We start from the raw sequence: 25,741 nt of genomic DNA, 5'->3' as shown, positions 1-25,741 counted from the left end.
GAAGCCGCTCCCACCACGCTACGGTTCGACCACGGTAAGCGCGGCCGGCGTCACCTTGCCGATGCCACGCAACGCCGGGCGGTACATGTCCTCCACCAGCGGCGGCGGCACGGTGTAGGTACCCGGCGTCACGGCGCGCACCAGGTAGAACACGTGGGCGGCATCGCCGCGGCTGAGGTTGAGCGCGGCGGCATAGCGGTCGTCGCGGTATTCCTCGTGCACCACCTGGGCGGCGGCGGTGTGCTGGTCCAGGTCGATGCCGTCGATCACCACGCCGGACCATTGCTGCGCACCGCCGAGGTTGAGGTTTTCCACTTCGAGGCCACCGGGCAACAAGTCGGTGACCAGTGCATCGGGAATCGCCATGCGCGCCTCGATGGTGAGCTCGACGATCAGGGTGTCGCCTTCCTTCAAGCGGTCGCCGCTCCACGGCTTGCCGTCGGTGGTGAAGTAGCTGCGGCGCACGTCGATCTGGCTGGGGTCGGGCGCGGGCGCCAGTTTCGGGATGCCGGCCACGTCGAGGGTGGCGAACAGGGTGGCGTTGCTGGTGGGCTGCACGGTGACGCCGGCCTTGAGCTCGGCCGCGCTCACTTCGCGGCTCCACACGCGCTGGTCGGGCGCGGTTTCGGTCTTGCCGCTGACGCTGAGCGTGGCGGCCAGCGGCGCCTTTTCGCCGGCACCGAAGGCGCGGGCCACGCGCGCGATGGCGACCTGTTCCTGCGTGCTGAGGTACGACCACGACCAGCGGTAGTCCGCGTTCTGCTGTTGCCGTTTGCGCACGTTGGCGGTGGCGTCGCGCGCCCAGTCGACCAGCCTGGCATCGTACTCGGGCCTGTTCATGCCGTAGGCGTGGGTGAGCGCCACCATCTGCGCCAGGTCGCGCAGCTCGGAGCCGTAGTCGCCCACGTACCAGGGACGCTCCTTGTTCCACGCAAACGCCTCGGCCACCGCCTTCTGCGCCCGCTCGTTGTCACCCATCAGCTTGAACGCCACGCCCAGGTGCACCAGCGGCAGCGGCGCCACCAGCTTCTGCCGCTCGTTGTCGAAGATCGCGCGCAGCGTGCCCAGCGGCGCGCGGTTGACCCGCGCCAGCACGAAGCCGGAATACGCTTCGTCGGCCAGCCGCATGTGGTCGTGGTGCTCGTAGCCGTAGTACGCATGGCCGCCGCCGAGCAGGTCGTCGTTGAGTCGCTGCAGGGCTTTCTGCAGCACGCCCTGCGGCACGGCGAAACCGGCATCGCGGGCGTCGAGCATGAAGTCCACCACGTACGGCGTGGTGAACGTCTGGATCGGACTGCTGCCACCCCAGAAGCTGAAGTGGCCGCTGCTGGCCTGGAACGAGGCGATGCGGGCCAGCGCGCCGTCCACCGCGGCCTTGCGCACGTTGTCGCTCATCACCGGCGCACCCAGCGCCCGCGCGGTGGCGCCGTCGAGGATCAGCGCGGCGTAGCCCTTGCTGGTGGTCTGTTCGATGCAGCCATACGGGTAGCGCAGGATGTCGCGCAACGCGGCCGCATACGGCAGCGGCGGCAAGGTGCTCAGCGTGATGCGCGCGCGTACCGTCGCCGGCAGCAGGTCGGCGATCAGGTCGGCGCCGAACGCGTGCGGCTTGCCGTCCTGCAGCGCCATCGGCGTGGTGCGCACCACCTCCGGCCAGGCCGGGCGCACGGCGAACTCGAAGTGGCGGTCGACCTGGTAGTCGTTGAGCTCGGCATGGATGTCGACCGTGGCCACGGCGGCGCCGGCCTGCGCGGTGACCGGCATGCTCAGGGTGGTGCCGGCGCCGTCCTTGAGCAACGCACTCTGGCTGGCGTGCTGCACGCTGATCGGGCCGCCACCCTTGACGCTGACCTTCGCCATGCCGTCCTTGCCGGACAGGTTCTTCAGATCGAGACTGATCAACGCCTTGTCGCCGGCGGCCATCACCCGTGGCGTGCTCGGCTCGACCACCAGCGGCGCGCGCACGGTGATCGCGCCGTCGGCATTGCCGAAGCGCTCGTCGGTCCACCCCAGCGCGGACAGCCTCAGGCTGCCGTTGAAGTCGGGCACGTCGACATGCAGGGTGGCCCTGCCCCGGGCATCGAACGTGGCCGGGCCGCTGAACAGGTCGACGATCTGCACCTTGGGATTGAGCCGCGCCGCCTTGGGCAACGCCTTGCCGCTCATGTCGCCGCCGTAGCGCAGGCGCGCCTGCTCGCCGTCCATCGCCTCGATGATGCGGCTGTACAGGTCGTAGGCATCGATGCCGAGCGCGCGCTTGGCGAACATCCAGGCCCAGGCGTCGGGCACCGGATAGTCGGTGATGTTGATCACGCCCTGGTCCACCGCCGACAGCGTGACGAATGCCTGCTTGCCGGCCAGTCCGCCGGCCTGCACGCCGACCTCGAGCGGATGGCCCGGGCGCATCATCGCGGGGGCCTTCAGGCTGAGCGGAAAACGCCGCTCGTTGCGATCCATCGCCACGTACTCGATGCCCATCGCGCGGGCCGGCGTGGTGTGTTCGTCCGCCTCGCCGCCACGGAATACCAGCGCCGTCACGTAGACGTCGTGGCGCTCCCAGTCCTTCGTCACCGGGATGCTGAAGGTCGCGCCGGCCTTCGCCTCGATGTTCTTCGTGTACAGCAGGTGGTCCGATTCCACCAGCAGCACGCCGGGGCCATCGTGCGGCGGCGTCACCGTGACCTTCAGGGTGTCGCCGGCGTGATAGCGGGCCTTGTCCAGCTGCAGCTTGACCTTGTCCGGGCGCGCCTCCTTGCCGAGGTTCTCGTCGTCCCAGCTGTAGCCGGCGAAGAACGGGAACACCGTGGTGAGCCGGGTCGCCGGATCGTACACCTCGACCCGATAGCTGCCCCACGCCACCGGAAACTCGACCGCGGCGGAGCTGCCTGCGGCGATGTCGACGTCCTTTTCCTCGACCAGCTGCAGGCGCTGGTTGGCATCGGACTTCCAGCCGCCATTGCGTTCGTACAGCCAGTAGAAATCGCGCAGCTCGCGCTGCAGCCGTACCTTCAGGTGCGAGGCGGCCACCTTGTTGCCGGCGGCGTCCGCACGCACGATCTCGAAGCGCGCATTGCCCTCGCTTTCGGCCCCCTGCTTCGGATCGAACAGCGGCCGCACGCCGACCAGCTGCGGCGCCGGCCAGTAGACCCGCTTGAGCAGCCGGGTGACGGCGCGGCCGCCGCTTTCGTAGACGCTGCCGGAGACGGTCACCGCCAGCGGCGCGACCGGCTTCACGTCATCGGGCAGCTCGATGTCCCGGACCAGCTGGCCCTGCGCGTCGAGCTTGCCGTCGAGCACATCGTCGGCGCTCCGGGGCAACTCGACGGTGGGGTCGCCGAAATAGGTGTCCTTCATCGCCTCCAGCGGGTGCACCTCGGGCGCCACCAGCAGCTTGGCGGTGAAGCGGTTGCCGTCGGCGGGCGCGCCGTACAGGTAGCTGGAATCCACCTTGAGCTTGAGCGGCTGGCCCGGCTGCAGCAGGGCCTGCGGGCTGGACAGCGCCACCTTCATGCGCTCGGGCAGAAACTCCTCGACGTGGAACGGAAACGCCTGCACCGCCTCCTTGCTGGCCGGGTCGAGGCGGAATTCCAGCTGCCACAGGCCGGTGGGCGCGTCGGCGGGAATCACCTGGCTGAGTTCGAAATAGTTGAGGTCGCGCGGCTCCAGCCGCTTGTCCAGCAGGCTGCGCCCGTCCGGCTGCTTCAGCCGCACGAACAGCGACTGCGGCTTCATCGGCTTGCCGTCGTCGTCGCGCAGCAGGGCCGACGCGCGCAGCGTCTCGCCGGGCCGGTACAGGTCGCGGCCGGACCAGGCGAACACCTCGAACGGCGCCTGGCGCCGGCCGGTGATGTCGAAGTTCGACACGTCCAGCGCGGGCCGGTTGAACGGCAGCACCGACACGTCCTTGCCGTGCCGGGCGATCAGCACGTCGGACGGACTCACCTTGTAGGCGATCAGCGCATTGCCGCTGCCGTCGGTGGTGGCCTTGAGCCGGGTATGGCCGCCGTCGTCGTCGATCTGCACGTCGACGCCGGTCACCGGCGTGCCGTCGCGCAGCGAAGCCACATGCAGCAGCACGTTGTCGCGGTAGACGCGCAGGTGCAGGCCGAGGTCGCTGACGAAGAAGATCGAGGTGTCGTACGACCCCTTGAACGTGCCGCCCTGCTTGACCACCGCCATGTACACGCCGGGCTGGGCCAGCGGGGGAATGCCCTGCACCGGCAGGTAGGTCACGGTGCGCTCGTTGGCATCGCCGCCCAGGGTGTAGTGGTTGGCGTAGACCGAGTCGGCCATGTCGGTGATCGGCCGGCGCAGGCGGGTGTTCTTGTCGCAGGTATCCCAGTCGCGCACGTCGTGGTCCAGCTCGTAGCTGTCGCGGTGCTTGTTGGCCGGGTAGGCGCAGAACAGGTCGGACAGCGCGTCCTCGTGTACGCGGAAGAACTCCACGTCGGCGTCGTGCACGTTCATCGACACCAGCGGCAGGCCGCGCGTGCCGCGTGCAGGCAGCACGCTGCCGTGCGAGGCGAACCCCACCGCGGCGGGCAGGTTGCCGGAATAGATGTCGCGCTTGACCGCGTGGCCCAGGGTGCGGCCGTCCGCGGCCAGCAGGCCGTCCTTCAGCTGCACCGCGTAGCGCGTGTCGGATTGCACGTAGGGAAACTTCAGCGTCTTGCCGTCGTCCTGCAGGTTCCAGCTGCCGCTGACCACTTCGCCGCGGGGGCCGGTCACCGCGATCAGCGCATCGAACGCCTGCGCCGATGCCAGCGCGGCATTGAAACGCAGGGTGAGTGCGCTGCGCGACTCGCTGGTTTCCGAACCGGCCGAGACCAGGCCGAAGGCGGCTTGCGCCGCGGGCCGGGCGCTGCTCGCGCCGGGCGCGGGGCCACCTTGCAGGCTCGGCTTGCCGGCCTCATGGCCGCCGCGGTTGCACGCGGCGATGGCCAGGCCGGCCAGCAACACCAGGCCGGCGCGGACAAGCGCACGACGCGGACGACGAGCGGACGAGCGACGTGACGACATGGATTCCTCTCCCTGGTTTTGCATGCAAAGTATCACTGCCATTCATGGCACGGCGGAGGCAGCCATCTGGCGCAACGATTTCCCCGGCGCCGCTGGCTCAGCCCGCGTCGCGCAGGCCATGGCGGCCGAGCCAGTCGCCCAGCTGCAGCAGTACCTGGGTGCGGCCGGGCTCGGCTTCGTTGAACAGCTCGTGGTACAGCGTGGAAAAAAACCGCGTGGTGAGCCGGCCGCTGGCGGTGGCCTTGCGCGCGAACGCGCGGCTGCCGGCCGGGTCGACCAGCTCGTCGCTGTCCGCCACCAGCAACAGCGTGGGCACGGCGAGTTTCGGTGCGTCGGCGATGCAGGCCGCGCCGGCACTGAAGATGAAATCGGCCAGCCGCGGCGTGACCCGGCTGCTGCACAGCGGATCGTTGCGGTAGTCGGCGCCCACCTGCACCTCGTGCGAAAGCTTGTCCGCCTTGAGCCCGCTGCCCAGCGGCAGGTTGGGCAGCACGCGGGCCAGCACGCCGGCCAGCTTCACCATGCCGGGCGACTCCCAGCTGCGCAATGCCGGCGAGGACAGCACCATCGCCGGCGGTTCGATGCGGCCGTCCAGCACCGCGCGCGCCGCCACCAGGCCGCCCATGCTGTGGCCGAGCAGCAGCGGCGCCTGCGGCAGGCCGGTGGCATAGTCGTTGTAGACGGTGGCCAGGTCCTCGAGCAGGTCGTCGCGATGGCGCAACACGCTGCGCGGGCCGGGCGACTGGCCGTGACCGCGCTGGTCGTAACCACGCACGGCGTAGCCGCGTTGGTTGAACCACTGCGCCAGCCGCTCATAGCGACCGCAATGCTCACCCAGGCCATGCACGATCAGCACCGCGCCGCGTGCCTGCGGCCGTGGCCAGTCGCGCAGGAACAGCGGTTGGCCATCGGCCATGCTCAGCATCCGGGTCATCGGGCCGGTCTGCTCTGGCTGGTTCACGAGGCGCTCGCTGGTCAGGGAAAGACGTGATTCTGCCTCACCACGGCCTTCGAAAACCGGGTGAGGCAGCAGGCTCCTGATCGGAGCACGTTACAGCTCGGCGCGGAACTCCACGCCGATCACGCGCGGGTCGTTGACGAAGCCGGTGCGATTGTTGAAATCGATCGCGCCGGTCAACGCGCGCTTGTCGGTGATGTTGCGCCCGTACAGGGCCACCTCGCGCTTGCCATAGTCCCAGTTGTAGCCCAGCCGCAGGCCGCCCTCGAGCAGCGGCTTGCCCTTGAACTCGGCCGAGTCGTACAGGAAGAAGTTCACTTCGCTGCGGTAGTTCCAGTCGGTGTAGACGAAGAACTCGCCGCTGTCGCCGTAGGGAATGCCGTAGCGGGCGGTGAACGTGCTGATCCACTTCGGTGCGTTCGGCAGGGTGTTGCCGTCGATCAACGCGTTGCCGTCGGCATTCAGCGGATCCAGCACGGTGCAGCCGGAACCGCAGATCGCCACCGCCAGGTTCTTGTCCTTCAGTGCGGTGTGGTTGTAGCTGCCGCCGGCGGTAAGCACCAGCTCCGGGGTCAGGTAGGCCTCGAGGTCGAATTCGGCGCCGTAGCCCTCGGTCTTCTTCGCATTGATCAGGCGGGTGATGTTGATGTCGCCACCCACGGCGGTGAGCTGCTCGTTGTGCATGGTGTAGCTGTACACATCCGCGTTGAGGCGCACGTGGTTGTCCATGCCGGTCGACTTGATGCCCAGCTCGTAGGAGGTGATCGTCTCCGGCCTGGCCTGCGAGATGAAATCCGAAAACAGCACGCGGCCCTGCACGCTGGGCGCGCGGAAGCCGTTCGCCACCCGGGCATACACGTTGACGTTGGGGCTGACGGTCCAGGTGCCGGTGACGTCGCCGGTCCAGCGCGAGTCATGCGGCTGCGCACCCAGCTGCAGCTGCGGCGCGCCGAACGGCGAGAGGTAGCGGATCACGTTGAAGTCGCGCTTGTCGTGCGAGTAGCGCGCACCGGCGCGCAGCTCGAAGTCGTCGGCCAGCTGGTAGCTGGTCGAGCCGAACACGGCCCAGGCCTTGGTGCGCTGGGTCTGGTTGGCGTAGCCGTCCAGCGCGTGGTCGTTGAAGGTCGCGTAGTCGAAGTTGCTGATCGCGATGTCTTCGTCGAAATAGTAGGTGCCGACCTGCCACTTCAGGCGATCCTGGGTGTTGCTGGCGAGGCGGAATTCCTGGGTGATCTGGCGATCGTGCGGCAGCGCGTCGGCGGTCTCCGACGGGAACGGGATGAAGCCCGGGCCCATCGGCGGATGGAACACCGCGCCGTAACCGCCGTCGACGTCGCCCCGGCTGTAGGTGGTGGCGCGCTCCAGCCCGGTGATCGAGGTGAAGCTGTAATCGCCCAGGTTCCAGTTCAGGTGCAGGTTGCTGCCCCAGCTGAACAGGTGCTGCTTGTTGAGGCCGTCCTGCGCGACCTGGTCCCGCTTGAAACCGGGCACGAAGTCGTCGCTGCCCAGGGTGATCGCATTGGCCCGGTTGACCGTGGCGGTGCCGTCGAGCCAGCGCGCATGGCCGTTGATCAGCGCGCTGAAGTCGCCGTCCTCGTACAGCGCCTGCAGGCGGATGGCGCGATCGTTGTAGCCGCCCAGCGCGTTCTTCTCGCCGGTAAAGGTGTTGTCGATCCAGTTGTCGCGATGCTGGGCCAGCGCGGAGACGCGGCCGGACCAGTGCGAACTCAGCGCGCCGCCCAGCGCCGCCTCGGCGTTGGCGGTACCGAGCGAACCATAGGAGACGCGGGCGTAGCCGCTGGTCTCATGGCTCGGCCGGACCGACTCGAACTTGATCACGCCGGCCGGCGAGTTGCGGCCGAACAGGGTGCCCTGCGGCCCGCGCAGTACTTCCACCTGGGCCAGGTCGAACAGCGGGAAGCCCTTCAGGATCGGGTTCTCCTGCACGATGTCGTCGTACACCATCGACACCGGCTGCGACGCGTTGAGGTCGAAATCGCTGTTGCCCAGGCCGCGGATGTAGAAGCGCGGGAACTCGCGGCCGTAGGAGGTCTCGGCGTACACGCTGGGCGCGCGGGCAGCCAGCTGCAGCACGCCGTCGCCGGACTGGCCGAAGGCATCCAGCTTCTCCTGGGTCAGCACGGTGATCGACATCGGCACTTTCTGCAGGTTCTCCACCCGCTTGGAGGCGGTGACGTTCACGGTCTGCAGCTCGGTGGTCTTGGCTGCCGCAGCATCTTGCGCCAGCGCGGCGGAAACCGGCATGGCGAGCGCAACGAGAATGGAGGCGGCAAGCGCGGTGGCGCGCGACGGGGAGGCGACGGGCATAGAGGGTTCCCTGGCAGGATGGGCAACGGTGGTTCGCAGCAAGATCTTGCTGCGACGCAATATTGTCATACAACCCTGCTAGCGACGGAAGCGAGTGGCCGGAGGCACTTTTCGGAGGGTGAACGAACCCCCATGTAAGATGCCTGCACGTCTCGCGCGAGTCGCCGCCAAGCCCATGTCCCTGCACGATTTCCACCCGGCCGTCGCGACCTGGTTCCAGGCCACCTTCAGCGCGCCCACCGCGGCGCAGGCGGCGGCATGGCCGTCGATTCATGCCGGCCGGCACACCCTGGTGGCCGCACCGACCGGCTCGGGCAAGACCCTGACCGCGTTCCTCGCCGCGATCGACGCGCTGGTCCGCGAAGGCGTGGCGCACGCGGGCGTGCTGGCCGATGCCACCACCGTGGTCTACGTGTCGCCACTGAAGGCACTGTCGAACGACATCCACATCAACCTCGAGGCGCCGCTGGAGGGCATCCGCGCGGAGCTCGGGAAGCTGGGCCTGCCCGACGTGGCGATCCGCACGGCGGTGCGCACCGGCGACACGCCGCAGGCCGAGCGCACGCTGCTGCGCAAGCAACCGCCGCACATCCTGGTGACCACGCCGGAATCGCTGTACGTGCTGCTCGGCTCCGCCTCCGGCCGCGCGATGCTGGCGGACACGCGCACGGTGATCGTCGACGAGATCCACGCGATCGCGGGCAGCAAGCGCGGCGCGCACCTGGCGCTGTCGCTGGAGCGGCTGGAGTCGCTGTGCCAGCGCCGCCTGCTGCGGATCGGGCTGTCGGCCACACAGAAGCCCATAGAAGAGGTCGCCAACTTTTTGGTTGGCTCAACGTCCCCCTCTCCCCTCTGGGGAGAGGGCCGGGGTGAGGGGCCGGGCTTGCGCGATACGGCCAACGAAGCGGCCTCCGCCCCCTCTCCCCTGTGGGGAGAGGGCCGGGGTGAGGGGCCGGGCTTGCGCGATACAACCAACGAAGCGGCCTCTGCCCCCTCTCCCCTCTGGGGAGAGGGCCGGGGTGAGGGGCCGGGCTTGCGCGATACATGCAACGAAGCGGCCTCCGCCCCCTCTCCCCTGCGGGGAGAGGGCTGGGGTGAGGGGCCGGGCTTGCGCGATACGGGCAACGAAGCGGCCTCTGCCCCCTCTCCCCTGCGGGGAGAGGGCTGGGGTGAGGGGCCGGGCTTGCGCGATACAGGCAACGAAGCGGCCTCTGCCCCCTCTCCCCTCGGGGGAGAGGGCCGGGGTGAGGGGCCGGACTTGCGGGGACGCAGCGAAGGTGATGCTGCCATCGGTGGGCTTCCCGCGAGCACCCGCCCCTCACCTCAATCCTCTCCCCCAGGGGGAGAGGAGGCGAACGCGAGGAGCGATGTTTTCATCGTGGATGTGGGTCACACCCGCCCGCGCGACCTGGCGATCGAGGTGCCGCCGGTGCCGCTGGAAGCGGTGATGTCGAACGACAGCTGGGAGCTGGTCTACGACCGCCTGGCGCAGCTGGTGCAGGCGCACCGCACCACCCTGGTCTTCGTCAACACGCGGCGGATGGCCGAGCGCGCCGCGCGGCATTTGTCCGAACGGCTGGGCAAGGACCGCGTGGCGGCGCATCACGGCAGCCTGGCGAAGGAACAGCGGCTGGAGGCCGAGCAGCGGCTCAAGCGCGGCGAGCTGGCGGTGCTGGTGGCCACCGCGTCGCTGGAGCTGGGCATCGACATCGGCGAGGTCGACCTGGTCTGCCAGCTCGGTTCGCCGCGTTCGATCGCCGCGTTCCTGCAGCGCGCGGGCCGCTCCGGCCACAGCGTGGCGGGCACGCCGAAGGCGCGGCTGTTTCCGGCCACCCGCGACGAACTGGTCGAATGCACCGCCCTGCTCGACTGCGTGCGCCGGGGCGAGCTCGATGCGCTGGTGATGCCGCCGCAACCGCTGGATGTGCTGGCGCAGCAGATCGTCGCCGAGGTCGCCAGCCGGGAATGGAGCGAGGACGCGCTGTACGACCTGGTGCGCCGCGCGTATCCGTATCGCCGGCTCGCGCGCCGCGATTTCGATGCGGTGGTGCGCATGCTGGCCGAGGGCTTCAGCACCCGCCAGGGCCCGCGCGCGGCCTACCTCCACCGCGACGCCGTGCATGGCCAGCTGCGGGCCCGGCGCAGTGCGCGGCTCACCGCGCTGACCTCCGGCGGCACGATTCCCGACACCGCCGACTACAAGGTGGTGCTGGAGCCGCAGGCGATCATCGTGGGCACGGTGAACGAGGATTTCGCGGTCGAGAGCATGGCCGGCGACATCTTCCAGCTCGGCAACACCAGCTACCGCATCCAGCGGGTCGAGCGCGACCGGCTGCGGGTGGAGGATGCCCACGGCGCGCCGCCGAGCATCCCGTTCTGGCTGGGCGAGGCACCGGGGCGCAGCAACGAGCTGTCGTTCGGGGTGTCGCGCCTGCGCGAGGAGATCGCCAGCCAGCTCGATGCCGCCGGCGTGCCCGCGGCGGTGGCCTGGCTGCGCGATCACCTTGGCCTGAACGAGGCGGCCGCGCAGCAGCTGGTCGATTACCTGGCTCGGGCGAAGGCCGCGCTGGGCGTGCTGCCGAGCCAGCGCACGCTGGTGCTGGAGCGCTTCTTCGACGAGTCCGGCGGCACCCAGCTGGTCCTCCACACGCCCTGGGGCAGCCGGATCAACCGCGCGTGGGGACTGGCGCTGCGCAAGCGCTTCTGCCGCCAGTTCAACTTCGAGCTGCAGGCGGCGGCGACCGAGGATGCGATCGTGCTGTCGCTGTCGACCAGCCACAGTTTTCCGCTGGAGGAGGTCGCCCACTACCTGCACTCGAACAGCGCCGAGCATGTGCTGATCCAGGCCCTGCTCGACGCGCCGCTGTTCCCCGCGCGCTGGCGCTGGAACGCGGTGACCGCACTGGCGCTGCCGCGCTTCACCGGCGGCAGGCGCTCCCCGCCGCCGCTGCAGCGGATGAAGAGCGAGGACCTGCTCGCCGCGGTATTCCCCGACCAGGTCGCCTGCCTGGAGAACATCGTGGGCGAGCGCGAGGTGCCGGATCACCCGCTGGTCAACCAGACCATGCACGACTGCCTGCGCGAGGCGATGGACGTCGATGGCCTGCTGCAGATCCTGCGCGCACTGGAGGCGGGCGACATCGCCATCGTCGCGCGCGACCTCAGCGCGCCCAGCCCGTTCGCCGCCGAAGTGCTGAATGCCGCGCCGTACGCGTTTCTCGACGACGCACCGCTGGAAGAGCGCCGCACGCGGGCGGTGCAGACGCGCGGACTCAGCGGTGCGGACAGCGCCGACGAGCTGGGCCGGCTCGATCCGGAAGCGATCGCCGCCGTGCGCGACGAGGCATGGCCGCGGGTGCGCGATGCGGACGAGATGCACGAGGCGCTGACATTGCTGGGCTTTGCCAGCATGGATGAGGTGAATGCGAGTCCGGGCTGGCCCGATCACTTGCAGGCGCTGGCAGGAGCCCAACGTGCGACGCAACTCCGTATAGCGGTAGGAGCGACTTCAGTCGCGATGCCTTTGCAGGCGCTGGACAAGAGCATCGCGACTGAAGTCGCTCCTACCGATTCCAGGATCTGGACATCGGCCGAGCTGCTGCCGCTGTGGCAGGCACTGCACCCCGCCGGGGCGATGCAACCGCCGATAGCCGCGCCGGCCGAATACGCTGCGCAAGCCTGGACCCGCGAAGATGCCCTGCTGGAACTGGTGCGCCATCGGCTCGGTGGGCTCGGCCCGGTCACGGTGGAGGCGCTGGCGCCGTCGCTGGCCGTTTCGGCGGCGGACATCGAACAGGCGCTGCTGCGCCTGCAAGCCGAAGGCTACGTGATGCAGGGCCGCTTCAGCGCGGACGCGAGCGCCACCGAATGGTGCGAGCGCCACCTGCTGGCGCGCATCCACCGTTACACGATCGGCCGGCTGCGGCGCGCGATCGAGCCGGTCAGCCGGCGCCAGCTGATGCGCTTCCTGTTCGACTGGCAGCATGTCTCGACGGCGACCCGGCTGGCCGGTCCGGATGCGTTGAGCGCCACGCTGGGCCAGCTGGAAGGCTACGAGGCCGCAGCGGGCGCGTGGGAGTCGGAGATCCTGCCCGCACGCATCGGCGACTATTCGATCAGCTGGCTGGACGAGCTGTGCCGGGCCGGCCGGGTCGGCTGGAGCCGCCTGCGCGCGGGCGGCGGTGGTGGTGGTGGCGGGCCGGTGCGCAGCACGCCGATCGTGCTGTTGCCGCGCCGCACGATGGCCGTCTGGACGGCCGTGGCGTCGAACGATCCGCAGGACATCCTGCTGTCGTCTCGGGCGCAGGCGGTGGCCGATGCACTGCGCGAGCGCGGCGCGCTGTTCTTCGACGAGCTGCTGGACGCCGCCCGGCTGCTGCGCACCGAGCTGGAGGACGCACTCGGCGAGCTGGTCGCCGCCGGCCGGGTCAGCGCGGACAGCTTCGCCGGCCTGCGCGCGCTGCTGCTGCCCGCGGCCCGGCGCGCCGGCGGCCGCCATCGGCGCCTGCGCCGACACCAGCTCAGCGGCATCGAGGACGCGGGACGCTGGTCGCTGGTGCGGACTTCTCTTCTCCCGGGGCAGGCGTCTGCGCAAGATCGCCCCCTCACCTCAATCCTATCCCCCATGGGGAGAGGAGGCGATGGCGGCGCTTCGCGCCAGGTTGATTCCATTGAAGCGGTGGAGCACATCGCGCGCGCGCTGCTGCGCCGCTACGGCGTGGTGTTCTGGAAACTGCTCGAACGCGAGGCGCCCTGGCTGCCGTCGTGGCGCGAGCTGTCGCGCGTCTACCAGCGGCTGGAGGCGCGCGGCGAGATTCGTGGCGGGCGGTTCGTCGAGGGTCTGGTCGGCGAACAGTTCGCCCTGCCCGAGGCGATCGCGCCGTTGCGCGCCGTCCGTGCCCGGGCGGATGACGGCGAGCTGGTCTGCCTCAGCGGCAGCGACCCGCTGAACCTGGTCGGCACCGTGCTCGCCGGCGACAAGGTGCCGGCGCTGGCCGGTTCACGCGTGCTCTACCGCGACGGCATGCCGATCGCGGCGCTGATCGGCGGCAAGCTCTCGCCACTGATCGAGCTCTCGCCCGCCGAGACCCAGCAGGCCCGGCACGCACTGCTGCGCCACCCGCCCGCCCGGGCGAACACGCCACTCCCGACGCACTGATCGGGACACGATTCGATGGGATGCCTGCCCGTGCTGCTGCTGTTCCCGCTGGGCTTCGGTGTCGGTTACCTGCTCGCCGGCGAGCGCGGCGCCGCCTGGGGCGCCGGTGGCGGCCTGCTGCTGGGATTGCTGCTGATGGGACTGTTGATCAGGGCACTGCGCGCGCGCCGCTGAGCCTCACAGCTTGAGATAGATGCGGCGCCGATCCATCGCCCACACGATCAACCACCACAGCGCCACGAACGCCACGGCGAATGCCAGCGAGGGGACGTACGGGCCGAAGCGCGGCGTCATCCAGTCGGCGAACAGCCGCCGGTACCACGCCTCCTGACCCAGCGCCGGCAATACGATCTGCATCAGCTCCGAGCCGGCGTAGGCGGCGATCGCGTTGACCCCGAAGCGCCGCCCCAGCGCCGGCCAGCCGTGCCGATCGATCAGCTGGTGGCATGCCAGCAGGGCCAGGCTGGCCCAGCCCGCCGTCCACAGCACGAAGGACGGGGTCCACAGGTTCTTGTTCAGCGGCAGCCAGCACGACCACAGCGCGCCCAGCAGCAGCGACAGCACGCCGGCGATCAGCAGCGCCTTGAGCTTGTCCTGGCGCAGCCAGCAACCCGCGCGCAGGCCGAGCAGGCTCGTGACCAGCGACGGCAAGGTGCCGAGCAGGCCTTCCGGATCGTGCCCCCGGCCGCTGAGCGGATCGATCTGATAGACGAAGCGGCCGAACAGCGCGCTGTCGGTGCGGCTGACGATGTTCGTCCACGGCTCCAGCGAGCCGCCGAGCAGCAGCAGGCCCCAGTAGCCGGCCAGCACCAGCGCGATCGCCGCCCACTGCGTGCGCGGCCGGGTGTGGATCGCGAACAGCGCCACGCCGGCGTAGCACGCGCCGATCCGTTGCAGCACGCCGGGCAGGCGCAGATGCGCGCCGGGCATCCACCACGCCGCCAGCAGGTTGATCGCCACACCCAGGCCCAGGATACGCAGCGCCCGCCACAGCGCGGCGCGGGTCAGCGCCGCGGGCGTGGCGGCGCCCTGTTCCAACCGCGGCAATACGGCCAGTGCCACCGACACGCCGACCACGAACAGGAAGAACGGAAACACCAGGTCGGTCGGCGTGCAGCCGTTCCAGGCCGAATGCTCCAGCGGCGCGTAGACGTGATCCCAGTCGCCCGGGTCGTTGACCAGCAGCATCGCCGCCACGGTGCAGCCGCGCAGCGCGTCGAGCGAAGCCAGCCGGCGCGGCGTACTCATTGCGCGGCTGCGCCCGGGTGCAGCGACAGGCTGTCGATCGCGTACAGCGGGCCGTCGATCGGCGCGGTGTAGATCAGGCACAGGCTGTGCTCGCCCTGCTGCACCGGCAGCGCGGCATCGAGCGCGAAACGGCGGGAGGCGTGGGCCGGGTCGGGCAGCGGCATGCTGGCCAGCACCGTGCCCTTGCAGTCGTCCTTGTGCACCACCAGCTCGCCGAACGGCGTGCTGTGCGGGCGCGACACCACCAGCTTCTGTTCGTGCGCCAGCGCGTAGTTGCGCTCCAGCCGCACCGCCTCGACGTGGATCGCATCGACGCCGTCGATCAGGGTGGCGGGCACCCGTTGGCAGCTGTTGAACACGTTGATGCTGTAGACCGGCGCCAGCGAGGTCGCGTCCGGCAGCGGCTGCACGCGCAGGCGGAAATCGCTGCCCGGGCAGTTCGGCAACGCATTGCCGCTGAAGCCGAGCAGCTGCGCGCGCTCGATCACGCGCTCGCGAGGCGCGGCCAGCACGCTGCCGTCGGCGGCAAAGGTGGCGACGCGCACGGTGACCGGCAAGGTCACCTCGAACGGCGCCTGGTAGACCGGCGAATGCGCGTCGGGCGCGCTGCCGTCGAGCGTGTAGCGCAGCGTGCCGGCATCGGCCTGATTGGCCAGGGTGACGGTGGCGCGGCCGGTGGCCAGCGCCTGGGTGCTGTCCAGCGTGATAGCGGCGGCGAACGCGCTGTCGGCATAGCCGATGTCCTGCGCGCGGTAGCGTGCGAACTGCGCCGGCAGGCGCGCGATGAAGCTGCTCCAGTTGCGCGCGGCGGCGGGCGACCAGTCGACCTCGCCGAGCGCATCCAGCCGCGGGAAGACCGCGTGCTCGACGTGCTTCATCGTCGGCATGTGCTCGGTCCACGCATTCGCCTGCGCGCCCAGCACGTGCTTCGCCTCGCTGGCGTCGAGCTCCTTCGGCACCGGCTCGAACGCATACACCCTGGCCAGATCCTGTACCGGAACGCGTCCGGCGGTCTCGTCCGGGTGATCGCTCTGCAACTGGTCGAAGTACAGCTCCGGCGCGGGCGACAGCACGACATCGTGACCGAGCTGGGCGGCCCTGATCGCGCCCATGCTGCCGCGCCACGACATCACCGTGGCATCGGCCGGCACGCCGCCGTCGAGGATCTCGTCCCAGCCGACCAGGCGTCGCCCGTGCGCGTCGAGGTAGCGGCCGACGCGGTCGATGAACCAGCCTTGCAGGGCGTTCTCGTCCTTCAGCCCCAGCGCGTGCATCTTCGCCTGCACCGCCGGCGAGGCCTGCCACTGATCCTTGATCGCCTCGTCGCCGCCCAGATGGATGTAGCGCGACGGGAACAGCGCCATCACCTCGTCGAGCACGTTGTCGATGAACTGGAAGGTGCTGTCGTCGACGTTGTACAGATACGGATTGACGCCCCAGTCCACCGACACCGCCGGACGCTCACCGGTGACGCCCAGCCGTGGATACGCCGCCACCGCCGCCTGGGCGTGGCCGGGCATGTCGATCTCCGGCACCACCGTGATGTAGCGGGCGGCGGCATAGGCCACCACCCGGCGGATCTGCTCCTGGGTGTAGAAACCGCCATAGCGCATCGGCTCGCCATCGTGGCCGGCCTGGGGCGGCGTGCGCCACGCGCCGATGCGGGTGAGCTCGGGGTAGCGCTTGATCTGGATGCGCCAGCCCTGGTCGTCGGTGAGATGCCAGTGGAACGTGTTGAGCTTGTGCTCGGCCATCTGCTGCAACAGCCGCTCGACCTCAACCACGCTCTGGAAGTGCCGGGCGGAGTCCAGCATCAGCCCGCGCCAGGCGAAGCGCGGCTGGTCGCGGATATGCAGCAGCGGCACGTTCACCGCACCGTGCTGCGCGTCGGGCGTGAGCAGTTGCCATGCGCTGACCGCGCCGTAGAACAGGCCCGCGTCGTCACGGGCGGTGATGCGGATGCCGCTCGGCGTGACGTCCAGCGTGTAGCCCTCGCGGTTCGCCACGGCGGCCTGCGGATCACGCCGCAACACGATCGCTTTGTCGGTCGCGCCACCTTGCCGTACCGCCAGTTGCAGACCCCGCGTGCGGGCCACCCGGTCGGCCAGCCAGGCGGCCGTGCGGCGGGTCGCGGCGCGATCGTCGGCAAGCACGATCGGCGTCTGCGGACCGACGCTGAATCGACCCGGGCTCAGCTGGAGTTCGGCCGGTAGCGGAATCAGGGACGGCGGCGCAGGGATGGCGGATGCCAGCCGGGGCGCTGCCGCCGCCGGGGCGCCGAACGCGAGCAGGTATCCGCAGCACAGCAGGAACAAACGGCGGGTCATCGGCGATCTCCGGCACAGGGCGGGAAGGATGCCATGCGCGGCGCGGCATGACGCTCCAAAAAAATCGGGCCCGAAAATGCCTGCTCGGGCCCGCTTGGGGAGAGTGCGCAGCCGTCCCTGGCTCGCGTCGGCGTGAAACGGCTTCAGATCTTGAAGCGGAGGTTGAGGTAGTACTGCCGCCCGTTCACGTAGAACGCATAGGGTTGCTTTCCGTAGGCATCGTTCTGGGTGTAGTACTTCAGCTTCGGATTGTTGAGGTTCATCGCGTCCAGCGAAATCGACATCCAGTCGTTGATCTTGTAGCCCAGCGACGCGGCGAGATTGCCGATGCCCGACTGGAAGTACGTGTCGGTGCGGCTCACCCCGGCGAAGAACGACGAGCGGTAGGTGTAGCTGATGCGGGCGTTGAAGCGCTCGTTCTCGAAGTAGCCCGACACGTTGTAGGTCCTCTTCGAGGTGCCCTGCAGCGGCTTGCCGCCGTCGGCATGGCCGGACGCATAGGTGTAGTTGGCCGCCACGCCGAAGTTCTGGCCGATCGGCTGGATGTAGTTCAGCTCGACGCCCTTGATGTTGCCGTTGACGTTGGTCGGCACGCTGATCAGGTAGGTGTTGTAGACGTCGTGACCGGCCGCATTGCTGGCCTGCAGGTCCTTGAACACCCGATCCTGGTTGCCGAAGTTGATGTAGTTCTTCAGGTCCATGTCGTACACGCCGGCCGACAGCAGGCCGCGCGGGGCGAAGTACCACTCGATCGCCGTGTCGAAGTTGGTCGAGATCAGCGGATCGAGCTTCGGGTTGCCGCCGCTGCCGGTGTGGGTCAGGTCGTCGGCGGAGACCGAACCGGCCAGCGCCGAGTAGTCCGGCCGGGTCATGGTCTGCGACACCGCGACGCGCGCGACCAGGTCGTCGGTCATGTCGAACTTCAGGTTGGCACTGGGCAGGAACTTGTCGCTGGTCTTCCTGAACGTGTTCCAGTAGTAGTCACCGAAGGCCGAACCGGTGATCGGACCGACCACGGTGCTGGCATCGGCATCCGGCGCGGTACTGGTATAGCCGATGTTCTCCTTGGTGCGGACATAGCGCACGCCGATATTGCCGCTCCAGCGGTCGCCGGCGAAGTTGGCCTGCAGGTAGGCGGCGGAGTCCTTCTCGTTCACCTTGTAGATGTCGTTGAAGTAGAACCGGGTGACCGGGTCGCGGTTGGCGAACTGCGCGTCGATCGCGGCGAGCTGGCCCGGGGTGTAGTACCAGATGTTGCTGGGGAAGGTGCCGCCCAGCGAGCTGCCGAAATCGCTCGGGTAGTTCGAGTGCGCGGTCGGGTAATTCGCCGCATTCTGCCAGTCGGTGGCGAAGTTCGGCCCCTGGGCGATCTCCGACGGGTTCTCGCGGGTGTGGTCGGCATAGCGCACGCCGAATTCCAGCGAGGACAGCACGCTGTCGTCGAAGTCGAACTCGCCATCGCCCTGGAACCAGTTCTCCTTGTCCTTCACGTGGATGTCCTGGCCACCGAAGATCCAGCCTGCCGAGGGCAGGATGCCGGACGGCGAACTGTTGTCGCCGCCCTGCGCCCAGTTGATCGGCTTGCTGGTTCCGTTCATGGCCCAGCTGGCGCCGGCGCCCGCGCCGGTACCCAGCTCGATCACGTCCTGGGTCGGGCTGTCGCCCTTGCCGTGGGTGGTGCCGATCTGGCCCTTGAAGCTGAGGTGATCGGTGGCATGCCAATCGGCATCCAGGGTCACGTAGTTCGACTCGGACGAGGCGCCCGGTCGCGAGATCTGGTCGTACACGCCATAGGGCGTGGTGCTGCCAGGCTGGGCGGCGAACGTGGCGTTGGTCAGCACGTTGTTCCTGACCGTGTAGCCCGGCTGCAGACCGGCACCGCCCGGCACGAACTGGCTCGCCCACATCAGGTAGTTGCGGTTGTAGTTGTCGGCCTTGAGCTTGGAGTAGAAGCCGCTGAGGTCCAGGGTCAGGTTGTCGGTCGGCTTGATCTCGAAGTCGATCACGCCGCCCTTGCGCTCGCGTTGCTGGGTGAACAGCGCCGCGCCGGTCAGGTTCGGGTAATACACCCCGGCGAGGTCCGGATGGGCCACGGCGATGGGGTCGGTGGCCGCGATCTTGTTGTAACCACCGATGACCTCCTGGCCGTTGCGCTGCAGGCTGCGCTTCTCGTAGAAGCCCTGCACCAGCACGCCCATGGTGTTGCTGTCGTTCTTCCAGTTGAACAGCCCGCTGAACTGCGGCTTGGTGTTGCCGGGCAGGTCGGCGTAGACGCCGCCCACCGAGGCCTCGCCGGTCACCTGCTTGGCGAACTCCAGCGGCTTGCGCGTGATGATGTCGACCGAGCCGGCGGCGCCGCCTTCGACGATCTTCGCCTCGGAACTCTTGTGCACCACCACCTGGCTGACGATCTCCGCCGGCAGCAGGCTGTAGCTGACGCTGCGCCCGACGGTCTGCACCTGGCTCAGCACGAACCAGTCGCCGGTGCCCACGGTGTGACCGTTGACCAGGGTCTGGGTCATGCTGGGATTGGTGCCGCGCAGGCTGACCCGGTCGTTTTCGTCGAAGCCGCCCTCGCTGGCGCTGGACGAGCTGATGTTGACGCCGGGCAGGCGCTGCAGCGTATCGGCCACATTCTTGGCCGGCAGCTTGCCGATGTCTTCGGCGGTGACGATCTCGACATGCGAGACGGCGTCCTTCTTCAGGGCCAGCGATTCCGCCTCGCTGTCGCGGATGCCGATGACGGTGACGGTCGCCAGTGTCCTGGCCTTGGCCTTCTGCGACTGGGCCGTGCCGCTGTCGGTCGACTGCGCGCTGTCCTGCGCATACAGCGCACCCGAGACACACAGGCTGGTGATGATGCTCGCGGCTAGCAATGTCTTGCGGTAATTCATGATGTTCCTCCCCTCAGAGGCTGGATCGAATCAGGACCGGCATGGCGACGGTCATGGGCTGGTTGATGGTCTGGCGTGCTCGTTGGCTTGGCGCCGTGTCACTGGATCGGGCTCGTCCCTCCCGCTTGCTCCTCGTCTTTCCCCTCGTCCAGAAACCAGCCTGCGGCGCCAATGACACCAAGCTGGCCGTGCTCGATCAGTCGTACCGGAATCTGTTGCAGATAGGCGCGCATCACGCCCTTGTTGAAGTAGCGTTCGGCAAAGCTGCTGGCCAGCAGGAACGCCTGGATCTGGGGCAGGATGCCGCCGGCCAGGTAGACGCCACCGCGGGCGCCGTACAACAGCACCAGGTCGCCGACGAAGCTGCCGAGCAGGCCGCAGAACACTTCCAGCGATTCCACCGCGGCGGCGTCGCTGCCGGCCAGCGCGGCGCCGGTGAGTTCGGCCGGGGTCAGCAGACGCGGCACGCTGTCGCGCAGCTCGCACAGCGCGCCATAGACCTTGAGCAGGCCCGGTCCGGACAGCGCATCCTCGAAGGACACGTGCGAGCGCTCGCGCCGGAGCACCCGCAGGATCTCGATCTCGCGTTCGTTGCCCGGCGCCAGCGACACCTGGCCGGCCTCGGTGGCCAGCACCTGCGCCCGCGGATGCCCCGGCAGCAGCACCGCCGAGCCCAGCCCGGTACCCGGCCCCATCACCAGCACCGGCCCGCTGGATGCCGGATGGACCGCCTCGATGATCGTGCGGGTCTCGCCGGGATCGATGAACTGGGTGGCGTAGGCGACCGCCTCGAAATCGTTGATCACGGCCAGCCGGTCGATGCCGAGGCCCTCGCGGATGGCCCGGATCGATACCGGCCAGGGCAGGTTCTCGTTGATGATCGCGTCGTCGAGCACGTAGCCGGCACAGGCGATGGCGCAGTCTCGGATGTTTCCCCGCGCCGACGCGTACGGCGTGTCCGCCAGCTGCGCCACGAAATCCTGCAGCATCGCGGCCAGCCCGCTCCAGTCGGCGCAGCTGTAACGGTGGTAGTGCAGCACGCTGACCGGCTGCCGGCCTGCGGCATTGCGGATGACCAGGCCGATGCGCGCATGGGTGCCGCCGACATCGGCCGCCAGGAACGGCCGCTCCGGGCCGCGCGCCGACATCGCCGACGCGCCGGCGGCCGACGCGTCAGCCGCCGGCGCCGCCGGGGACGGTTGCGTTGCATGACGCTGGTTGGCGACTTCCCCCACTGTGTTCTCCCGTAACCGGCACTTGCCCGAGCCGGGTGGCGATACCCGCCGCCGCTGCGCATCGAGCTGTTCCGAGCGGAGTCTGCTTCCAGAATGACAACGTTGTCAACAAGGATCATGACAAATTCGCGAAGCCGCGATGCGGTGCCGCAACATAACTGTCGTGACATGCATGCAGATCGCTGCAGCGAACCACGCAATTTGCCTTTAGCCGCTGTAATTGTGGCCTTCTCTCGTACCATGCCGGATTGCCGCGGCGCCACACGATGGTTAAAGAACAGCCGTATGGGCGGCCAATTCGTCAGCCGTTCCGGCGCGGCCCGACGCGGTGCGGATTGACAACGTTGCACTTTCCGAGGAATAAAGAGACATTCCTGTCTGTCCCGGTCATTCGGCCGGTGCGACACGGTCGACTCCGGGGAGCACAGAAAATCATGGCAAGCACACTGGCGGCGACGCCATCCGAGCGGACCCACCTGGGTCCGATGCTGATCATCGGCATGCTGTTCTTCATCTTCGGCTTCGTCACCTGGCTCAACGGGCCGCTGATCACCTTCGTCAAACTGGCGTTCCAGGTCGGCGATGCCTATGCGTTCCTGGTGCCATTCGCGTTCTACATTTCCTACCTGGTGTTCTCGCTGCCCGCCTCGATCATCCTTCGCCGCACCGGCATGAAGATGGGCATGGCGCTGGGTCTGTTCGTGATGGCGATCGGCGCCGTGCTGTTCGGCCAGTTCGTCGCCGCGCGGGTGTTCGCCGGCGCGCTGACCGGACTGTTCGTGCTGGGCGCCGGGCTGTCGCTGCTGCAGACCGCCTCCAATCCGTACATCAGCATTCTTGGCCCGATCGACAGCGCCGCGCAGCGCATCGCGTTCATGGGCATCTGCAACAAGGTGGCCGGTATCCTGGCACCGCTGCTGATCGGAACGCTGGTGTTGAACGGCATCGGCGATCTCGACCAGAAGGTCAAGGCCGCCGATCCGGCCGCTCGCGAACTGCTGCTCAATGAATTCGCGGCCAAGGTCCACGCACCCTACCTGGTCATGGCCGGCATCCTGGCCGTGCTGGCCATCTGGATCGCGCGCTCGTCGCTACCGGACATCGAGGCGGGCACCGCCAACAGCGCACCCGTACGCGCCGGCGCCACGGCGACGCGCGCCAGCATCCTGCGCGTTCCGCACCTGTGGCTGGGCGTGCTGTGCCTGTTCCTGTACGTCGGGGTGGAAGTGATGGCCGGCGACGCCATCGGCACCTATGGCGCCAGCTTCCACCTGCCGCTCGACCAGACCAAGTTCTTCACCGCGTTCACGCTGACGGCGATGCTGCTCGGCTACTTTGCCGGCCTGCTGCTGATCCCGCGGATCGTGTCGCAACAGCGTTATCTGGCCATCTCGGCGGTGCTCGGCGTGCTGTTCTCGGTCGGCGCCTTCCTCACCCACGGCTATGTCTCGGTGGGCTTCGTCGCCTCGCTCGGTTTCGCCAACGCGATGATGTGGCCGGCGATCTTTCCGCTGGCGATCAAGGGGCTCGGCAGCCTGACCGAACGCGGCTCGGCCCTGCTGATCATGGCGATCGCCGGTGGCGCGGTGGTACCGCAGCTGTTCGTGCACCTCAAGGAACACATCGACTTTCAGCTCGCCTTCATGCTGCTGATGGTGCCGTGCTACCTGTACATCCTGTACTACGGACTGGCCGGCCACCGGGTCGGCCAGCAACGGCCCGGATGAATTGCGCTTCGCTCCCCGCGGGCCCATAAGCTAGGATGCAGCAGGTTCCGCGCGCTTCCGCGCGGTCCGGTCGGCGCGATGGCGCACGGTGCCTTACTCCATGGTTCACGAGGTTCAGCGGGTGCGTAGCGCCACCATAAAGGATGTCGCGGAACGGGCAGGCGTCTCGCTGAAGACCGTTTCGCGCGTGATCAACAACGAACCGTCGGTGCATGCGCGCACCCGCGAGAAAGTGCAGCGCGAGATCGACGCGCTCGGCTACCAGCCCGACCCGTCCGCACGCAGCCTGCGCAGTACCCGCGCCTATGCGCTGGGGCTGGTCTACGACAATCCCAACGCGCACTACATCATCAACCTGCAGCGCGGCGCGCTGGCCGCCTGCCGCAACAGCGGCTTCGGCCTGCAGATCCATCCCTGCGACTCGTCCTCGCCCGACCTCGCCGACGAATTGCGCGAGCTGGTGCGGCGCTCGCGGCTGGCCGGGCTGGTACTGGCGCCGCCGATGTCGGAGCAGCCGGAACTGATCCGCCGCCTGAGCGAGGCGAAGGTCCCGTTCATGCGGATCATCTCCGCACGCAAGGACCCGCAGGACGGCTACCCCTGCGTCTACGTCGACGACCGCGACGCGGCCTACGCGATCACCGAGCACCTGATCCAGCTCGGCCACCAGCGCATCGGTTTCCTGTGGGGCGGGCGCGAGCACCGCTCCAGCCCCGAGCGCTACCAGGGCTACGAGGACGCGCTGAAGGATTACGGCATCGCGCTGGACCGCAAGCTGATCCTGCCCGGCGACTACACCTTCGACGACGGCTTCCGCGGCGCACGCAAGCTGCTGGCGCTGAAGGACCGCCCCACCGCGATCTTCGGCTCGAACGACGAGATCGCCGCCGGCGTCCTGGCGGCGGCGCACTCGGACGGCATCAACGTGCCGTACGAGCTGTCGATCGCCGGCTTCGAGGACAGCCCGTTCTCCAAGCAGTCCTGGCCGGCCCTGACCACCGCGCGCCAGGCCACCGAGGAGATCGCGCGGCACGCGGCCCAGCGGCTGATCGACGACCTGCAACGCGAGGCCAACGGCGAGCCGGCCCGGCATGCCAACGAAGGCTTCAGCCCCGAGCTGGTGGTTCGCGGCTCGACCGGGCCGCGGCACACCGGCTCACCCAAGCGCTGACCGCTCAGTGGCCGACGTTGTCGGTCTGCTCGATGAAGCGGGCGACGTTGTCGTGCAGCAGTTTCAGCGACGGCTCGTGCGCGTACACCATGTGCCCGGACGGATACCACGAGTAGCTGATGTTGGCGTCGAGGCTGGCCGGGATCGGCAGGTGATGGTCTTCGTAGTCGGCCGCGAAGTACGGCGTGGCCAGGTCGTAATAGCCGCCGTTGACGTAGACCTTGAGGTTCGGATCGGTCTTCATCGCCATCGCCAGGTCCGGCATCACGTTGGTCGAGGACTGCAGCGCCTCGCCCTGCACGCCCGGTGCCTTGTGCGAGGAGTCCCAATGGTCGATGTCGGCAAACAGCCGGTAGTGCTGGCCGTCGCCGAACTTCAGCTGCTTGCGCACGTAGTCGTTGAACGCCGCCACGTAGGCCGAGCTGATCGCCGAGGACTGCGGGTCGTATTCGGAGTTCTTGCCCATCGGGTCGATCGACGGCCCGGAGAAGCGCGTGTCCAGCCGGCCGGTGGTGGTGTCGTCGCCGGTCTGCAACTCATGCTCGAACATGCCGCCGCTCACGCGCAGGTTCGCCTTCAGCAGGTAGGCCACCGGCAGGCCGGTGTACTGGTGCAGCTTCTCGGCCACCGCCTGCTTCTGGGCCTCACCCAGGCGCGAGCCGGCCGTCAGCGCCTGCGCGTAGGGGCCCATCGCGTACTGCTCCACCTCATGCAGGAACGGCTCCAGCGCCGCCGGCTGCTGCGGCAGCTTGTGGTGGTAGAACGCGGTGGCGGCATAGGTCGGCAGCCCCAGCTCGTACGGCAGGTCGATGCCGGGATTGAACTCGGGCCCGTCGATGCTGGTGTCGAAGCTGAGGATCTGCGACAGCAGGATCACGCCGTTGAGGTCGACGCTGTCCTCGTTGGTGAGGATGTTCGCCACCACCGCCGACCGGGTGGTGCCGTAGCTCTCGCCGAACAGGTACTTCGGCGAATTCCAGCGACCGTATTTCGACATGAACTGGGTGATGAACTGGGCGAACGCGTGGCCGTCGCCGTCGACGCCGTAGATCGCCTTCTTGCGATCCTTCATCTGCTCCTCGCGCTTGCTCTTGTCCGCTTCGTCGGCGATCAGCCGGCTGAAGCCCGCGCCGGGCGCATCGATGAACACCACGTCGGAAGCATCGAGCAGGCTGTAGTCGTTGTTGATCAGCCGGTACGGCGCCGCCGGCGTATGCGTATCGTCCGCCGTCACCACGCGCTTCGGGCCGAACGCGCCCATGTGCAGCCACACCGTCGCCGAACCCGGGCCGCCGTTGTAGATGAAGGTGACCGGCCGCTTCGCCGCATCCACGCCCTTCTTGAAATACGCCACGTAGAACATGCTGACCTGCGGCTCGTCCTCCTTGTCGCCGCTGCCGTGCAACACCAGGGTACCGGCCACCGCCTTGTAGTCGATGCGCTTGCCCTCGACCGACACCGAACCCTCGCTGGTCGACGACTGCGGCTGCACCAGCGCGGCATCGGGCTTCGCCGCCGGCTTGGCCTTGTCGTCCTTCTTGTCCGGGCCGGCGATCGCGACCGAGCTGAGCAACAGCGCGGCGAGCGCCGCGGCGAGGGGGAGTTTGCGCATGGGGAACATCCTGGGTCATCGGGCCAAATCCCAGCATAGGGGCCCGGTCGACCGGCTTTCATCA

Annotated in this window: 11 protein-coding genes and 2 pseudogenes; 5 read left to right on the top strand and 8 right to left on the bottom strand. The window is 68.6% G+C overall.

What is annotated here, in order from left to right; translation table 11 throughout:
• Window positions 1–18: 18 nt before the first annotated feature.
• From ACFPPA_RS18865 to ACFPPA_RS18855, 3 genes are all read right to left on the bottom strand, one after another.
• Window positions 19–5,019, bottom strand: a complete 5,001-nt coding sequence (locus ACFPPA_RS18865; protein WP_377322775.1) for an alpha-2-macroglobulin family protein — start codon at window positions 5,017–5,019, stop codon at window positions 19–21.
• A 97-nt stretch (window positions 5,020–5,116) separates the two neighbouring features.
• Window positions 5,117–5,953: an alpha/beta hydrolase gene (locus ACFPPA_RS18860; protein ID WP_377322821.1), complete on the bottom strand. Its 837-nt coding sequence runs from the start codon at window positions 5,951–5,953 to the stop codon at window positions 5,117–5,119.
• Between the two features lie 117 nt (window positions 5,954–6,070).
• Window positions 6,071–8,305: a TonB-dependent receptor gene (locus tag ACFPPA_RS18855; protein WP_377322773.1), complete on the bottom strand. Its 2,235-nt coding sequence runs from the start codon at window positions 8,303–8,305 to the stop codon at window positions 6,071–6,073.
• 175 nt (window positions 8,306–8,480) lie between these two features.
• Here ACFPPA_RS18855 and ACFPPA_RS19080 point away from each other — a divergent pair.
• From ACFPPA_RS19080 to ACFPPA_RS18845, 3 genes and pseudogenes are all read left to right on the top strand, one after another.
• Window positions 8,481–9,137: pseudogene (locus tag ACFPPA_RS19080) on the top strand (DEAD/DEAH box helicase); the annotation flags it as partial.
• A 543-nt stretch (window positions 9,138–9,680) separates the two neighbouring features.
• Window positions 9,681–13,463, top strand: a pseudogene (locus tag ACFPPA_RS18850) (Lhr family helicase); the annotation flags it as partial.
• 15 nt (window positions 13,464–13,478) lie between these two features.
• A complete protein-coding gene (locus ACFPPA_RS18845; protein ID WP_377322769.1) occupies window positions 13,479–13,637 on the top strand; it encodes a hypothetical protein in 159 nt (52 codons plus the stop codon).
• 3 nt (window positions 13,638–13,640) lie between these two features.
• Here the strand turns inward: ACFPPA_RS18845 and ACFPPA_RS18840 are convergent, their stop codons facing one another.
• The 4 genes from ACFPPA_RS18840 to glk form a co-directional block, all read right to left on the bottom strand.
• Complete coding sequence (locus ACFPPA_RS18840; protein ID WP_377322767.1) at window positions 13,641–14,711, bottom strand: acyltransferase family protein; 1,071 nt, start codon at window positions 14,709–14,711, stop codon at window positions 13,641–13,643.
• Window positions 14,708–17,038 (bottom strand): beta-N-acetylhexosaminidase, encoded by a 2,331-nt coding sequence (locus ACFPPA_RS18835; protein WP_377322765.1) that lies wholly within the window; start codon window positions 17,036–17,038, stop codon window positions 14,708–14,710. The genes ACFPPA_RS18840 and ACFPPA_RS18835 overlap by 4 nt, the downstream gene beginning before the upstream one ends.
• A 143-nt stretch (window positions 17,039–17,181) precedes the next feature.
• Window positions 17,182–19,932: a TonB-dependent receptor gene (locus ACFPPA_RS18830; protein ID WP_377322763.1), complete on the bottom strand. Its 2,751-nt coding sequence runs from the start codon at window positions 19,930–19,932 to the stop codon at window positions 17,182–17,184.
• Window positions 19,933–20,030: 98 nt separating this feature from the next.
• Window positions 20,031–21,080 carry a glucokinase gene (gene glk, locus ACFPPA_RS18825; protein WP_377322761.1) on the bottom strand — a complete coding sequence of 350 codons (1,050 nt, stop codon included), beginning with the start codon at window positions 21,078–21,080 and terminating at the stop codon, window positions 20,031–20,033.
• Between the two features lie 521 nt (window positions 21,081–21,601).
• Between glk and ACFPPA_RS18820 the strand changes: the two genes are divergently transcribed.
• Both ACFPPA_RS18820 and ACFPPA_RS18815 read left to right on the top strand, forming a co-directional pair.
• Entirely contained in the window at window positions 21,602–22,894 is a 1,293-nt protein-coding gene (locus ACFPPA_RS18820) for a sugar MFS transporter (RefSeq protein ID WP_377322759.1), read from the top strand.
• A gap of 121 nt (window positions 22,895–23,015) precedes the next feature.
• Window positions 23,016–24,065, top strand: coding sequence for a LacI family DNA-binding transcriptional regulator (locus tag ACFPPA_RS18815; RefSeq protein WP_377322819.1), 1,050 nt, complete (start codon window positions 23,016–23,018; stop codon window positions 24,063–24,065).
• A 4-nt stretch (window positions 24,066–24,069) separates the two neighbouring features.
• Here ACFPPA_RS18815 and ACFPPA_RS18810 read toward each other — a convergent pair whose 3' ends face one another.
• Window positions 24,070–25,677, bottom strand: a complete 1,608-nt coding sequence (locus ACFPPA_RS18810; RefSeq protein WP_377322757.1) for a S10 family peptidase — start codon at window positions 25,675–25,677, stop codon at window positions 24,070–24,072.
• Window positions 25,678–25,741 lie beyond the last annotated feature (64 nt).

This window comes from Rhodanobacter ginsengisoli (genome assembly GCF_042657065.1).
Lineage (GTDB): Bacteria > Pseudomonadota > Gammaproteobacteria > Xanthomonadales > Rhodanobacteraceae > Rhodanobacter > Rhodanobacter ginsengisoli.
Note: the sequence above shows the minus strand (reverse complement) of the source record. Positions and strands in the feature narration are given on the sequence as shown.

What these genes read in the sequence shown, in the direction of transcription:
- ACFPPA_RS18840 (WP_377322767.1), bottom strand. Translation starts at nt 14,711, where the DNA reads ATGAGTACGCCGCGCCGGCTGGCTTCGCTCGACGCGCTGCGCGGCTGC.
- ACFPPA_RS18865 (WP_377322775.1), bottom strand. Translation starts at nt 5,019, where the DNA reads ATGTCGTCACGTCGCTCGTCCGCTCGTCGTCCGCGTCGTGCGCTTGTC.
- ACFPPA_RS18855 (WP_377322773.1), bottom strand. Translation starts at nt 8,305, where the DNA reads ATGCCCGTCGCCTCCCCGTCGCGCGCCACCGCGCTTGCCGCCTCCATT.
- ACFPPA_RS18810 (WP_377322757.1), bottom strand. Translation starts at nt 25,677, where the DNA reads ATGCGCAAACTCCCCCTCGCCGCGGCGCTCGCCGCGCTGTTGCTCAGC.
- glk (WP_377322761.1), bottom strand. Translation starts at nt 21,080, where the DNA reads ATGTCGGCGCGCGGCCCGGAGCGGCCGTTCCTGGCGGCCGATGTCGGC.
- ACFPPA_RS18830 (WP_377322763.1), bottom strand. Translation starts at nt 19,932, where the DNA reads ATGAATTACCGCAAGACATTGCTAGCCGCGAGCATCATCACCAGCCTG.
- ACFPPA_RS18860 (WP_377322821.1), bottom strand. Translation starts at nt 5,953, where the DNA reads ATGACCCGGATGCTGAGCATGGCCGATGGCCAACCGCTGTTCCTGCGC.
- ACFPPA_RS18845 (WP_377322769.1), top strand. Translation starts at nt 13,479, where the DNA reads ATGGGATGCCTGCCCGTGCTGCTGCTGTTCCCGCTGGGCTTCGGTGTC.
- ACFPPA_RS18835 (WP_377322765.1), bottom strand. Translation starts at nt 17,038, where the DNA reads ATGACCCGCCGTTTGTTCCTGCTGTGCTGCGGATACCTGCTCGCGTTC.
- ACFPPA_RS18820 (WP_377322759.1), top strand. Translation starts at nt 21,602, where the DNA reads ATGGCAAGCACACTGGCGGCGACGCCATCCGAGCGGACCCACCTGGGT.